Genomic DNA, 14,350 nt, shown 5'->3' on the forward strand with positions numbered 1-14,350 from the left:
TGGCGGGCGGGACCGCTGACGCAGGCGCAAGGCGCAGAGCGAGACGACAAGGATCGAGCGATGCGCCGGGTGGCGATCGGGCACCTACGATGCCGTTTGGCAATCGGCGGATGGCGGACAGCAAGCGGCAGATGGCGGATTACGCATTACGATTAACGCGGAACTCATAACGCGAAACGAACCACGTTCGGGTGTCCGGTGCAGAAGGAACCCGGAGACCCGCGCGAAGGCGCGGGCCATAATGGACTGAGGACGTGCCGGGAGACCGACGCGGGCTGCGCCCGCGCTCACCCCCGCCCCGACGATCCTTTCATTTCCTTTTGTCCGCCACGCATCCCTGCGTCTGACGGTCAATGGCCAAGCGCCGCGCGATGCGCGTCGTCGTCCAGGCGGGCCGTGTCCTCGGCTGCGCCTGCGGGCCGCACCACCCCGCCTTCCCGAGCCATGACAGTCAGCCCCGGGGCCGCGGGCAGGGCTGCGCCCTTCGGCGGAAAGGGGCAAAGACCCCGAAGTCGCGCGCCATCAGGGATTGGCCGAGCAGCTTGATGCAGTTCATCTTTGCCTTGACACGGCTTCGGCGATGGTAGCCGCTCCATCGTCGCCAAAGGGCCGAGCCCAAGTATTTCGTGGCGCGCAGGGCCTCATTGCGCGCGGCGGCACCGGGGCTCGTTGGCTTCCAAGGCTTGGCGTTCTTGCGTGGCGGAATGACAGCAGCGGCACCGCGGGCTGCAATTTGCGGAGCCGCTGGTGACTGTGTTGCACGCAGGCTATCCCTCGTTCACACCCCCGGCGTGATCGCATGGGCGAGCCCTTCTGGACCGATTTCCTCCGAGATCTCGAGCGCCGCGGGCTGAGCCTTTGGCCCTGTTGCGGTTTGCATACGGTCGCTTGGGCGCAGTACGCTCTGCAGACGGCGTTTAGGTTTCTCGGGCGTGTCCGGGGAACAAGGTGCCTGCAGCCCTCCCGCGCCCCTGCAAGGGTGGATCGCGTGCAGAGGCTGGGCTACTGCAGAGCAGCTTCGTGGCGCTTGTCAGTGTACGCCACGCACGGGGCCACCGCGCCTAGCGCCTCGGCACTAGCGCCAGGCCGCCAACACCCGAGGCGAAGATCACGCCAAGGCCGAGCAGGGTCAGCGGTTCCGGCCAGTCGCCGAAGACGAGGAACCCGATCACGGTGGCGGCGATCAACTGGAAATAGATGAGGGGCGCCGAGACCGTCGCCGGCGTCGTCCGGTTCACAATCACCAGCAGATAGTTGCCGAAGGCAGAGGCAAGCGAACTGACGATCACAAGCACCCAGACCCGCAGGTCGGTGCTTGCCGGAACGCTGGCAAGGCCCGCAGGCAGCAGCAGCCCCGCGCCGATCACCAGTTGCGAGCCGAGCAGGAAGAGCGGCGGATAGAAGGCGGTCAGTCAGCGCGTCGCGGCAAGATACGAGCCGTAGAGCGTGCCGGCCAGCACCGCGAAAATCATGCCGGTCCCCATCTCGCCGCCGGGCCGGACGACCAGCAGCACGCCGGCAAATCCCAGCCCCAGCATCACCGTGCGCGCCCAAGACACGCGCTCGCCCAGCAGCAGGGCCGACAGCACATAGGCCACGATCGGGCCGATGAAGAAGGCGCCAAAGACATTCGCGATGGGCTCGGTCCGAAGCGCGGTCAGGATCGAGGCGATGGCGCCGAAGATCAGGGCCGCCCGCAGGATCAGCCGCCAGTCCAGCAGGCGCCCCAGGCCGGCCGGCCCCAGGCCCAGCACCCAGAACAGCAGCAGGGCCGCCAGCGCGAAACGCGACCAGGCCACGAACAGCGGTTGCACCCCCGCCCCCGTCAGCAGCTTGCCGGCCGTGTCGCCGCAGACGATCGCCGTGGTGGCAAGGGCGACAAGGCCAAGAACCGTCAGGGGCGCAGGGGTCTGCATCGGCATTTCCTTCAGTCCGCATCGGCACGCTATCCGGCAGCGCGCAAGGCCGGATCGGACCCCCCCGCATCCCCGGCTGATGCAAGCCTGCCAGGTCCCGCAGACGCAGGGCGGGGGGCGGCAGGCCCACGGGCAGCGAGCTGAGTTTGCAGTCAGGTTCAGAACATTGCTCCATCAGATACCCGGAAGAAAGGAAATGATGAAGCCAGCTCACTCAGACCCCAGTCTTGAATCGCATTCGAGCGCGCTGCTCTCGTCGCTGCAGCTCCCGACCACGACGTATCGATTCCTCGACATAGTCCATGTGGTCGCGCGCAGCCTCCTCGGCACGTACAGGATCAGCGGACAGAACCGACTCAATGATCTCTATGTGTTGATCGAGAAGCTTGCGTCCGCTGTCATCGATACTGCGGAGAAGGTCATGATTGTAGAAGATTCCGCGACGTGTCAGGTCATAGACCGACGCCATCATGTGGATCAGCGTTGTGTTGTGGCTGGCATCGACCACAGCATGGTGAAGCCGGAAATCGGCTTCGCTTTCCGCTTCTGCGTCCTGACCAAGCCAGGCCGCTTCGAGTTCTTCCCTGATCGCGGACAGACGCTCTTTGTCCGCAGCTGTCGCGCGCTGCGCGGCAAGGCGGGTCGCGAAGGCTTCCTGCTCGCGCCGGTATTCGAGATAGTCGTAAAAGGCTTCGCCATGGCGCGAATAAAGCGCCAACATGGCCGGCGACATGGCCCTGCCGGTCAGTTTGGCAATGTAAGTTCCGTCACCGTGGCGGACATGAACGAGGCCGCGAGCCTCGAGCGTCTGCAGCGCTTCACGCAGCTTTGGCCGCGACACCCCGAAGGCGTCGGCCATTTCGCGCTCCGACGGCAAACGAGCACCGTCCTTCAGAACCCCATCGACGATCATCGTTTCAACCTTGCCGACAACCGTATCGACGACTGATTCGTGATCAATCGGCTCAAAAATTTCCGCGGCAATCATGGGCGGCGATCTCCTTAGGGGTGCCGATAGACAGACATCAATATTATTTACCTCATCGGAGTCTGATTTCAAGGACAGAATCTTCTCCAGTCGTGTGTTTTTCTGTCTGAAAATCAGTATTTTCTTGATATCCATGGAGTATCCGGTGAACCTCACACTGCCGAGCGCGCTGCGTCAACCGACGATCACTCTTCACGGCGCCTGATCTAAAGGTAAATAAACTTGTTGACTAGGTTAAGTGGTAAAGTTTATATACCTGCTATGACGTAGGCGGGACGCTGAGCGCTCCGCACCAGCTCTGGGAGGGGGCGTCCATGCTGCAGCACGAGGCGGTCGGGCCGGACCGCAGGCCTGCTTGGCCGGTCAGTCGCTCAGGTTGTCTCCGCCATGCCTGTCCACGGTGCCGCGCCGCTGACTTCTTGGGCGAGGGGCCATCAAATCGGCTATGTCGAGCCGCGTTGCTTTGTTCTGCCGATGGCACTTACACAGCAAACTGAGCGCCTTTCAAACGACCTTAGGAAAAGGATCGATGCTATGACGAAAGCCGTTATCGTTTCCGCCGCGCGCACGCCGGTCGGCAGTTTTATGGGGGCGTTCGGCACTATCCCCGCGCATGATCTCGGCACTGCCGTCCTGAAGGCCGTGGTCGAGCGCGCCGGCGTCGACCCGGCCGAGGTCAGCGAAACCATCCTCGGCCAGGTGCTGACCGCGGCGCAGGGCCAGAACCCCGCCCGTCAGGCCCATATCAATGCGGGACTGCCGAAGGAATCGGCGGCCTGGGGGCTCAATCAGGTCTGCGGTTCGGGTCTGCGCGCGGTGGCGCTGGCGGCCCAGCAGGTCAGCCTAGGTGATGCCGCTATCGTCATCGCGGGCGGTCAGGAAAGCATGTCGCTGTCGCCGCATGCCTCTTATCTGCGCGCCGGTCAGAAGATGGGCGACATGCAGGCCATCGACACGATGATCCGCGACGGGCTGTGGGACGCGTTCAACAATTACCACATGGGCCAGACGGCCGAGAACGTGGCCGAGAAATTCCAGATCACCCGCGATGCGCAGGACGAATTCGCCGTCTCCAGCCAGAACAAGGCCGAGGCCGCACAGAGTGCCGGCAAGTTCGATGACGAGATCGTCGGCTATACCGTGAAGACCCGCAAGGGCGACACGGTCGTCGACAAGGACGAATATATCCGTCACGGCGCCACGCTGGAGGCGATGCAGAAGCTGCGCCCCGCCTTCACCCGCGACGGCACCGTGACCGCCGGCAATGCCTCGGGCCTGAATGACGGTGCCGCCGCCGTCATGGTCATGTCCGAGGAGGAAGCCGCGCGCCGTGGCCTGACCCCGCTGGCCCGCATCGCCTCCTATGCCACCGCCGGCCTTGACCCGGCCATCATGGGCGTAGGTCCGGTCTATGCCAGCCGCAAGGCGCTGGAAAAAGCCGGCTGGAAGGTCGGCGATCTGGACCTGATCGAGGCGAACGAAGCCTTTGCCGCCCAGGCCCTGGCGGTGAACAAGGAGATGGGCTGGGACCCCGAAATCGTGAACGTGAACGGCGGCGCCATTGCCATCGGCCACCCGATCGGCGCCTCGGGCGCGCGCATCCTGAACAGCCTGATCTTCGAGATGGGCCGTCGCGACGCCAAGAAGGGCATCGCCACGCTCTGCATCGGCGGCGGCATGGGCGTCGCCCTCTGCCTCGAGCGCTGAGGCTCCAGGCCAGAATCGACACAACATCAGAGGAGGGATCAATGTCAAGTGTTGCACTAGTTACTGGGGGATCGCGCGGCATTGGCGCCGCCATCTCGAAAGCGTTGAAGGAAGCGGGTTATACCGTCGCCGCGAACTATGCCGGCAATGACGAGGCCGCCAAGGCCTTCACCGACGAGACCGGCATCAAGACCTACAAGTGGTCGGTCGCCGATTACGATGCCTGCGCCGCAGGCATCAAGCAGGTCGAGGAGGAACTGGGGCCGATCGCGGTGCTGGTGAACAATGCTGGCATCACCCGCGACGCCATGTTCCACAAGATGACGCCGCAGCAGTGGAAAGAGGTCATGGATACCAACCTGATCGGGCTGTTCAACATGACCCATCCGGTCTGGACCGGCATGCGCGACCGCAAGTTCGGCCGCATCGTCAATATCAGCTCGATCAACGGGCAGAAGGGCCAGGCGGGTCAGGCCAACTATTCGGCGGCGAAGGCCGGGGATCTGGGCTTCACCAAGGCCCTGGCGCAAGAGGGTGCCCGCGCCGGCATCACCGTGAACGCCATCTGCCCGGGCTATATCGGCACCGAGATGGTGCGTGCCATCGACGAGAAGGTGCTGAACGAGCGGATCATCCCGCAGATCCCGGTCGGTCGCTTGGGTGAGCCCGAGGAAATCGCCCGTGCCGTGGTCTTCCTGGCCTCGGGCGATGCCGGCTTCATCACCGGCTCCACCATCTCCGCCAATGGCGGCCAGTTCTTCGTTTGAGGGAAACACCCATGAGAGACCTCGGTCCCGATATCGACCCGATCGAATCCCGCGAATGGCAGGACGCCATTGCCGACGTGATTGAACGCGATGGCCCCAACAGGGCTCATTTTCTGCTCGATAGAGCCGTCGCACAGGCCCGCGCCGCCGGGGCAACGCTGCCGTTCTCTGCAACGACCCCTTACCAGAACACGATCCCCGTGGACGATCAGTATGAGTTTCCGGGCGATCTGGACATGGAATGGCGCATCCGCACCATCAACCGCTGGAACGCCATGGCGACGGTCGTGCGCCGCAACAAGGAATCCAGCGAATACGGCGGGCATATCGCATCCTTCGCCTCCTCGGCGGTGATGTATGACGTCGGGCTGAACCACTTCTGGCGCGCGCGGTCGGCGATTCACGGCGGCGATCTGGTATTCTTCCAGGGCCATGTGGTGCCCGGCATCTATGCCCGGTCCTTCATGGAAGGCCGCATCACCGAAGAGCAGATGCTGAACTTCCGGTCCGAGGTCGGGGGCGAGGGGCTGTCGTCCTATCCCCATCCCTGGCTGATGCCGGACTATTGGCAGTTCCCGACCGTCAGCATGGGACTTGGCCCGCTGATGGCGATCTATCAGGCGCGGTTCATGAAATACATGCACAACCGCGGGCTGATCGATATGGCCGACCGCAAGGTCTGGTGTTTCCTGGGCGACGGAGAGATGGACGAGCCGGAAAGCCGCGGTGCCATCGACCTGGCCGCGCGCGAGGGTCTCGACAACCTGATCTTCGTCATCAACTGCAACCTGCAACGCCTGGACGGCCCGGTGCGCGGCAACGGCAAGATCGTGCAGGAGCTGGAAGGCAATTTCCGAGGCGCGGGCTGGAATGTCGTCAAGCTGCTCTGGGGCAAGGGCTGGGACGATCTGCTGGAAAACGACACCAGCGGCCGGCTGCGCCAGTTGATGGATGAAACGGTGGACGGCGACTATCAGACCTTCAAGTCCAAGGACGGCGCGTTTATCCGCAAGCATTTCTTCGGCAAGTATCCCGAAACTGCGGCCCTGGTCGAGGACTGGTCCGACGATCAGATCTGGTCGCTGAGCCGGGGCGGCCACGATCCCGAGAAGGTCTATACCGCGTTCCGCAAGGCGACCGACACCAGGGACCAGCCGACCTGCCTGCTGATCAAGACGGTCAAGGGCTATGGCATGGGATCCGCGGGCGAAGGGCAGAACACCACCCACCAGCAGAAAAAGCTGGCAGAGGAGCAACTGCGCGCGTTCCGAGACCGCTTCAAGATCCCCGTGTCCGACGAGGATTTGCCGAAGGCCCCCTTCGTCGCGTTGAACAACGCCCAGAAGGCCTATCTGGCGGACCGGCGCAAGGCCCTGGGTGGCGCATTCCCGCAGCGTGTCAGCACCTCGCCCAAGCTGGCAATCCCGCCGCTCGAGGCGTTCAAGGCGCAGCTTCAGAACACGGGCGAGCGCGAGATTTCGACCACGATGGCCTTTGTGCGCATCCTGACCACACTTCTGCGCGACAAGGAGCTGGGCAAGCATATCGTGCCGATCGTGCCGGACGAAAGCCGCACCTTCGGCATGGAGGGGCTGTTCCGATCCATAGGGATCTACAATCCCGCCGGCCAGCACTATACGCCCGAAGATCGCGAGCAGATGTCCTATTACCGCGAAGCAGCGGATGGGCAGGTCTTGCAGGAAGGCATCAACGAGGCCGGTGCCATGGCCGACTGGATCGCGGCGGCCACGTCCTATTCCAACCACGGCGTGCCGATGATCCCGTTCTTCATCTACTATTCGATGTTCGGTTTTCAGCGGGTGGGCGATCTGGCCTGGGCTGCGGGCGACAGCCGGGCGCGTGGCTTCATGTTGGGCGGCACCGCCGGGCGCACAACGCTGAACGGCGAGGGTTTGCAGCACGAGGACGGCCACAGCCATATCATCGCGGGCACCGTCCCGAATTGCATCAGCTACGACCCGACCTTTCAGCACGAAGTGGCGGTGATCGTGCAGCACGGCATGACGCGGATGTATCAGGATCAGGAGGACGTGTATTTTTACATCACCCTGATGAACGAGAACTATGCCCATCCCGACATGCCGGCAGGCTGTGAGGCGGGCATCATCCGCGGCCTCTATCGCCTGAAAGAGGTCAAGAAGCCGGGCAGGAAGCACGTCAATCTGCTGGGATCGGGCACGATCCTGATCCAGGCGATCAAGGCCGCCGAGATGCTTGAGGCCGATTACGGCATTACCGCCGACATCTGGTCGGCGACAAGCCTGAACGAACTGGCCCGCGACGGCCAGGACGCGGCGCGGTGGAACCGGCTCAACCCGCTTGAGGCGCCGCGCGTGCCCTATGTCACGCAGGCGCTGTCCAAGGCCAAGGGACCGGTGATCGCCGCCACCGACTACATGAAGAACTATGCCGAGCAGATCCGGGCCTTCGTGCCGGGCCGCTACACGGTGCTGGGGACCGACGGGTTCGGTCGCTCCGACAGCCGGGTGAACCTGCGGAGGTTCTTCGAGGTCGATGCCAACCACATCGCCGCCGCAGCCATGGTGGATCTGTTCCGTGACGGTGCGGTCGACGAGGCGACGCTGAAGGCTGCCCTTGCCAAGTATGACATCGACGGCGCCAAGCCGAACCCCCGGCTGGTCTGAGCGGGAAGAAGGAGGAGACACATCATGCCTGTTGAAGTGAACGTTCCCGACATCGGCGATTTCAAGGATGTCCCGGTCATCACCGTTCTGGTGAAGGTGGGCGACACCATCGCCGCCGAGGACCCGTTGATCGAGCTTGAATCCGACAAGGCCACAATGGAGGTGCCAAGCCCCGTCGCAGGCTGCATCGCCTCTATCGTGGTGAAGGAAGGCGACCGGGTCTCCGAGGGATCGGTGATCCTGACGGTCGAGGCCGAGGGCAGCGACGCCGCTGCCGCCGCATCGGCGCCTACATCGGCGCCCGCCGCCGCGCCTGCCGCATCGGTTCCGGCGGCGGCAGCCCCCGCAGCTCCCGCCGTCACAGATTCGGGGTTCAACAAGGCCCATGCTTCGCCGTCGATCCGCGCCTTTGCGCGGCAGTTGGGGATTGATCTGGCCAAGATCAACGGCTCGGGCCGCAAGGGGCGCATTCTGCGCGACGACGTGACGGCGGCGCTGAAGGCCAGCGCAGTCCCGGTCGCTGCCGCATCGGGCGGCGCGGCGCTGAGCGGCGGCATGGGCATCCCGCCGATTCCGGTCGTCGACTTCTCCAAGTTCGGCCCGGTCGAAGACGTGGAGATGTCGCGGATCAAGAAGATCTCTGGCCCCGCGCTGCATCGTTCGTGGCTTAACGTACCGCACGTCACGCATAACGACGAGGCCGACATCACCGAGCTCGACAAATACCGCAAGGAAATGGACAACATGGCCAAGGAAAACGGCTATCGCGTCACGCTTCTGAGCTTCGTGATCAAGGCCTCCGTAAGCGCCCTGAAGGAACATTGGGAGTTCAACTCCTCGATCCACCCCGACGGCGACAAGCTGATCAAGAAGTCCTATTACAACATCGGCTTCGCGGCGGATACGCCGAACGGCCTCGTCGTTCCGGTGATCAAGGATGCCGATCGCAAGGGTCTGGTCGAGATCTCCAAGGAACTGGGCGACCTGTCCGCCAAGGCCCGCGCAGGCGAGCTGAAAGGCCCGGACATGCAGGGCGCGACCTTCACCATCTCGTCGCTGGGCGGGATCGGGGGCACCAGCTTTACCCCCATCGTGAACGCACCCGAAGTGGCGATCCTCGGCCTCACCCGGTCCAAGATGGCCCCGGTCTGGAACGGCTCGGAATTCGTGCCGCGCCTCATGCAGCCGCTGTCGCTGTCCTACGATCACCGTGCCGTCGACGGCGCCTTGGCCGCGCGCTTCTGCGTGACGCTCAAGACGCTGCTCGGCGATATGCGCAAGCTGATGTGGTAAGGGGGATAATGTGATGGAAGTCAAAGTCCCCGATATCGGCGATTTCAAGGACGTCCCGGTCATCAGCGTTCTGGTGAGCGTCGGCGACACCGTCGCTGCCGAAGACCCGCTGATCGAACTGGAATCCGACAAGGCGACGATGGAAGTCCCCTCGCCCGCCGCCGGCAAGATCAAGGAAATCAAGGTCTCCGAAGGTGACAAGGTCTCCGAAGGCACGGTCATCATGGTGCTGGAAGGTGCGGATGCGGGGGATGCACCCGCTCCCGCCAAGACCGAAGCACCGACCGCCGAAGCGCCGAAATCCGTCGCTGCCACCGGCACCGCCTCGGGCAAGGGCGATATCCATGCTGAGGTGGTTGTTCTCGGCTCCGGACCGGGTGGGTACACGGCTGCCTTCCGCGCCGCCGACCTCGGCAAGAAGACCGTCCTGATCGAGAAATATCCGAACCTCGGCGGTGTCTGCCTCAACGTCGGCTGCATCCCGTCCAAGGCGCTTTTGCACGTGGCCAAGGTGATCACCGAGGCCGAGGAGATGGGCGCGCATGGCATCAGCTTCGGCAAGCCCAAGATCGACCTCGACGAGTTGCGCAGCTTCAAGGACAGCGTGATCAGCCAGTTGACCGGTGGTCTGGGCGGGCTCGCCAAGGGCCGCAAGGTGCAGGTGGTTCAGGGCTACGGCACGTTCACCGGACCGAACATGATCGAGGTGATCGGCGACAACGGCCGCACAACGGTCAGCTTCGACCAGTGCATCATCGCCGCCGGGTCCGAGCCGGTGAAACTGCCCTTCATCCCGCATGACGACCCCCGCGTGATCGATTCGACCGGCGCGCTCGAGCTCAAGGACATCCCGAAACGGATGCTCATCCTCGGCGGCGGCATCATCGGCCTGGAAATGGCCTGCGTCTACGACGCGCTCGGCTCGAAGATCACGGTCGTGGAACTGATGGACCAGATCATCCCCGGCGCCGACAAGGACATCGTCAGGCCCCTGCATAAGCGGATCGAGGGCCGCTACGAGAACATCTTCCTCAAGACGAAAGTCACCGGGATGGAAGCGCTCAAGAGCGGTCTGAAAGTGACCTTCGAGGACGAGAAAGGTGAAAGCTTCACCGACACGTTCGACAAGGTGCTGGTCGCCGTGGGCCGCAAACCCAATGGCAAGCTGATCGACGCCGACAAGGCCGGTGTCGCCGTGGACGACCGCGGCTTCATCGCCGTGGACAGCCAGCAGCGCACGGGTGTGCCGCACATCTTCGCCATCGGCGACGTGGTGGGCCAGCCGATGCTGGCGCACAAGGCGGTGCACGAAGGCAAGGTCGCGGCAGAGGTCTGTGCCGGCCACAAGCGGCACTTCGACGCCAAGCTGATCCCGTCGGTCGCCTATACCGACCCCGAGGTCGCGTGGTGCGGGTTAACCGAGACCGAGGCCAAGACGAAAGGCATCAAGTACGAAAAAGGTGTCTTCCCTTGGGCTGCGTCGGGCAAATCACTTTCGAACGGGCGGAGCGAGGGCATAACGAAACTGCTCTTCGATCCCGAGGATGACCGCGTGATCGGCGCCTGCATCGTCGGCACCAACGCGGGCGATCTGATCGCCGAGGTGGCCCTGGCAATCGAGATGGGGGCCGATGCGGTCGACCTTGGCCACACCATCCACCCGCATCCTACCCTGAGTGAGACGGTGAACTTCGCTGCCGAAATGTTCGAGGGCACGATCACCGACCTGATTCCGCCGAAGAAGCGTCACTGACCGTGATCGGGCGGCCACAGCTGATCGCCCGATGCCTTCGTCAGCACAGCAACAGGAGCCTGCAATGACCGACAAGAAGCCCACCATGGATTTCAATGAAGCGCTCAAGGCGTTTGTTCCGACATCCCTGTTTCCGTTCATGAACTCTCAGGGCATGGCGGACTGGTTCCGCCGTCAGAATGTTGACGGCCTCGATCCCGCCTCAATGCTGAAGATGTGGCAGAAACGGCTGGATGCCCTGGCCAGTGCCAACGAGCACGCAAGATCCCTCTACCGGTTGCAGATCGAGCGTCAGTTCCAGATTTTCGACGAGATGACGGCTGCCGCAACAGACAGCATGAAGCGGCTCGACACATCCGTCCGCTCCGAGGCGTCTGGGAACAATATCAAGGTTCTTTCGGACGCGGCCGACAAGGCTCTCGCGCTGATGCAGCGGCTTTCGGAGGAATCGCTGGTGGCGATGACCGAAACTCAGAAACGGTTTGCAGTTGAGGTGGATGCGGCCATAAAGGACTTGCGCGGCGCTTGAGCGACGAGGTCGGGTGACCCCATCCTGTACCGCGACGCGCACAAGAGCATCGGCGCGCTCCTGCTGGTGATCACCATTCGACCCAGACCATGGTGCGCCGCGGATCCGGCAAGCCCGAGAATATCGGCTGCTTTGTAACAGACCCCCAAAGGGCCGGATTGGCCCGACGCTTCGGAGGAGGAAAGATGCCCCAAGTTTTCACATTCGTCATGGCCCTGCTGCCAATCGCCACAGTGTTTCTGCTCTTGGTGGTGCTCGCACGCTCGGCCAAGCTTTCGATGGGCGTTGCCTATCTGGTCACGGCCGCGACCGCGCTTTTGGTCTGGGGCACGGACCTCAACAAGATTCTTGGCGCCACCGTGAACGGTGCCGTGACCGCAGTCAGCCTGCTCTACATCATCTTCGGTGCGATCCTGATGCTCTACACGCTGGAGGAAAGCGGCGGCATCCGGTCGATCCGGGCAGGGTTCACCAGCATTTCGCCTGACCGGCGGGTACAGGCGATCATCATCGCCTGGTTGTTCGGATCGCTGATCGAGGGGGCGTCCGGGTTCGGAACGCCCGCGGCCATCGCCGCGCCACTGCTGGTTGCCATCGGCTTTCCGGCCATGGCGGCGGTGCTGGTATCGCTGATCATCCAGTCCACGCCTGTGTCATTCGGGGCAGTCGGCACGCCGATTCTTGTCGGTGTCAATACCGGGCTTTCGGGTCAGGCGATTGTCGAACAGACCATCGCACCGATGGCCTTCGCTGACTATCTGGTCGAGATTGCTGTCAAGGTTGCCACGCTGCATGGCCTGATCGGCTTTCTGATCCCGTTGATCATGATCGGCATGATGACGCGGTTCTTCGGTTCCCGGCGGTCCTTCGCCGAAGGGTTCCGCATCTGGAAATTCGCGCTGTTCGCCGGGCTTGCCTTCACCGTTCCCTACTGGATCATTGCCAGCCTGCTTGGCCCGGAATTTCCGTCCCTGGTGGGCGGCATCATCGGGCTGCTGATCGTCGTTCCCGCCGCACGGGCCGGCTTCCTGATTCCGAAGGAGGTCTTCGACTTCCCGCCCCGCGAACAGTGGGACGAAAAATGGGTCGGCAAGCTGGACGATCTGGAGGATCACCGTGCCGGGCTTGAGATGATGTCGTTGCTCAAGGCCTGGGCGCCCTACATATTCGTGGTTCTTCTGCTGGTTGCGACGCGCACGATTCCCGATTTCAAGGCCTGGCTGACCGCCCCGGAACGGACCATGGCCTTCGATGATCTGTTCGGTTCGGGCATCAATGCCCGCGTGCAATGGCTGTATCTGCCTGGAACGGTGCTGATCCTCGCTTCGCTGTTCACCTTCCTGTTCCATCGAATGCGTCCGGCCGATTACGGCAAGGCATTGCGTACGTCGGGATCGACAATGATCGCGGCGGCCCCGGCACTGCTGTTGGCGGTGCCGATGGTGCAGGTGTTCATCAACTCTGCCTCGGACACGATGGCGTCGATGCCGATCGTGCTCGCCGAAAGCGTCTCGGCCGTGGTCGGCAGTGCCTGGCCGATGTTCGCGCCGCTGATCGGGTCGATGGGCGCCTTCGTCGCCGGATCGAACACGATTTCGAACATGATGTTCTCGTTGTTCCAGTTCTCGACCGCTGAACAGATCGGTCTGGGCGCGGCCGGGGCCGGATTGGTTGTTGCGCTGCAGGCCATCGGCGGTGCGGCAGGGAATATGATCTGCGTGCACAACGTGGTGGCAGCCTCGGCCACGGTGGGACTTGTGGACCGCGAGGGCGAAATCATCCGCATGACCCTGATCCCGATGTTCTATTATATCGTCCAGGGTGGCTTTCTTGGTCTTGCTATCCTGGCGGGCGGGCTGAACCTGTGGTGGATCGCCGTGTTGATCTGGCCGGCCACCGTGCTGTTCCTGATGTCGCGCAATCGCGGGGCTGTTCCCGCCACCCAAAAACGCTGAGGTCGTCATGTCCGGACAGCCAAACCCCCGCGTAGGTCTTTTCGTGACCTGTCTCGTGGATGCAATCCGCCCCAGCATCGGGTTTTCCGCCATCCAGCTTCTAGAGGAGGCCGGATGCCGGGTCGAGGTGCCGCAGGCGCAGACCTGTTGCGGGCAACCGGCCCTGAACAGCGGAGACGAAAAGGTTGCAGCAGCACTGGCGCGACAGACCATCGCTGCTTTCGAGGGCTTAGACTATATTGTCCTGCCCTCGGGATCCTGCGCGGGAACCATCGTGCACGGCTATCCGGACCTGTTGGCCAACGATCCGGTCTGGGCGCCCCGCGCCGAAGCCATGGCTGCGAAAACCCACGAGATTACCAGCTTTCTGGTGGATGTCATGGGCTTCCACACCAAGGGCCGCCGCCTCGAGGCGACGGCCACCTATCACGACAGTTGCGCAGGGCTGCGCGAACTGGGCATCGCCGCGCAACCCCGTGCGCTTCTGGCGGAAGTCGAGGGCCTGCAGATGCGGGGACTGGAAGGCAATGATGTCTGCTGCGGCTTTGGCGGCACGTTCTGCGTCAAGTATTCCGACATCTCGAACGCGATCGTCACCGAAAAGGCCGAGGCGATCGAGCGGACCGAGGCCGACCTGCTTCTGGCGGGAGATCTGGGATGCCTGATGAACATGGCAGGCAAGCTGAACCGCCGGGGCACAAGGACGCGCTGTTTCCACACCATCGAGGTTCTGGCGGGCCGGGCCGACGGTCCCGCCATCGGCGAGGAGGGCTGAG

General features: G+C 63.3%; 11 protein-coding genes and 1 pseudogene. 8 read left to right on the forward strand and 4 right to left on the reverse strand.

Annotated features, from left to right (window positions below):
• Positions 1 to 508 precede the first annotated feature (508 nt).
• From FQV27_RS17345 to FQV27_RS17355, 4 genes and pseudogenes are all read right to left on the reverse strand, one after another.
• Positions 509 to 733, reverse strand: a pseudogene (locus FQV27_RS17345) (IS5/IS1182 family transposase); the annotation flags it as partial.
• 328 nt (positions 734 to 1,061) lie between these two features.
• A complete protein-coding gene (locus FQV27_RS19325; protein ID WP_342779897.1) occupies positions 1,062 to 1,412 on the reverse strand; it encodes an EamA family transporter in 351 nt (116 codons plus the stop codon).
• Positions 1,413 to 1,916: an EamA family transporter gene (locus FQV27_RS19330; RefSeq protein ID WP_342779896.1), complete on the reverse strand. Its 504-nt coding sequence runs from the start codon at positions 1,914 to 1,916 to the stop codon at positions 1,413 to 1,415.
• A gap of 214 nt (positions 1,917 to 2,130) precedes the next feature.
• Complete coding sequence (locus FQV27_RS17355) at positions 2,131 to 3,039, reverse strand: FadR/GntR family transcriptional regulator (protein ID WP_246133163.1); 909 nt, start codon at positions 3,037 to 3,039, stop codon at positions 2,131 to 2,133.
• A gap of 399 nt (positions 3,040 to 3,438) precedes the next feature.
• Here FQV27_RS17355 and FQV27_RS17360 point away from each other — a divergent pair, with 399 nt between their 5' ends.
• The 8 genes from FQV27_RS17360 (at position 3,439) to FQV27_RS17395 (ending at position 14,349) form a co-directional block, all read left to right on the forward strand.
• A complete protein-coding gene (locus FQV27_RS17360) occupies positions 3,439 to 4,611 on the forward strand; it encodes an acetyl-CoA C-acetyltransferase (RefSeq protein WP_147101013.1) in 1,173 nt (390 codons plus the stop codon).
• 41 nt (positions 4,612 to 4,652) lie between these two features.
• Positions 4,653 to 5,378 carry an acetoacetyl-CoA reductase gene (phbB, locus tag FQV27_RS17365; RefSeq protein ID WP_147101015.1) on the forward strand — a complete coding sequence of 242 codons (726 nt, stop codon included), beginning with the start codon at positions 4,653 to 4,655 and terminating at the stop codon, positions 5,376 to 5,378.
• Positions 5,379 to 5,389: 11 nt separating this feature from the next.
• Entirely contained in the window at positions 5,390 to 8,044 is a 2,655-nt protein-coding gene (gene aceE / locus FQV27_RS17370; protein ID WP_147101017.1) for a pyruvate dehydrogenase (acetyl-transferring), homodimeric type, read from the forward strand.
• Positions 8,045 to 8,068: 24 nt separating this feature from the next.
• Positions 8,069 to 9,337, forward strand: coding sequence for a dihydrolipoyllysine-residue acetyltransferase (aceF, locus tag FQV27_RS17375; protein ID WP_147101019.1), 1,269 nt, complete (start codon positions 8,069 to 8,071; stop codon positions 9,335 to 9,337).
• A gap of 13 nt (positions 9,338 to 9,350) precedes the next feature.
• Complete coding sequence (lpdA, locus tag FQV27_RS17380; RefSeq protein ID WP_147101021.1) at positions 9,351 to 11,090, forward strand: dihydrolipoyl dehydrogenase; 1,740 nt, start codon at positions 9,351 to 9,353, stop codon at positions 11,088 to 11,090.
• 64 nt (positions 11,091 to 11,154) lie between these two features.
• A complete protein-coding gene (locus FQV27_RS17385; RefSeq protein WP_147101023.1) occupies positions 11,155 to 11,619 on the forward strand; it encodes a hypothetical protein in 465 nt (154 codons plus the stop codon).
• 185 nt (positions 11,620 to 11,804) lie between these two features.
• Entirely contained in the window at positions 11,805 to 13,574 is a 1,770-nt protein-coding gene (locus tag FQV27_RS17390) for an L-lactate permease (RefSeq protein ID WP_147101026.1), read from the forward strand.
• Positions 13,575 to 13,581: 7 nt separating this feature from the next.
• Positions 13,582 to 14,349, forward strand: coding sequence for a (Fe-S)-binding protein (locus tag FQV27_RS17395; RefSeq protein WP_147101028.1), 768 nt, complete (start codon positions 13,582 to 13,584; stop codon positions 14,347 to 14,349).
• Position 14,350: the final 1 nt, after the last annotated feature.

Origin of the sequence: Paracoccus aurantiacus (assembly GCF_007993065.1) — a bacterium.
GTDB lineage: Bacteria > Pseudomonadota > Alphaproteobacteria > Rhodobacterales > Rhodobacteraceae > Paracoccus > Paracoccus aurantiacus.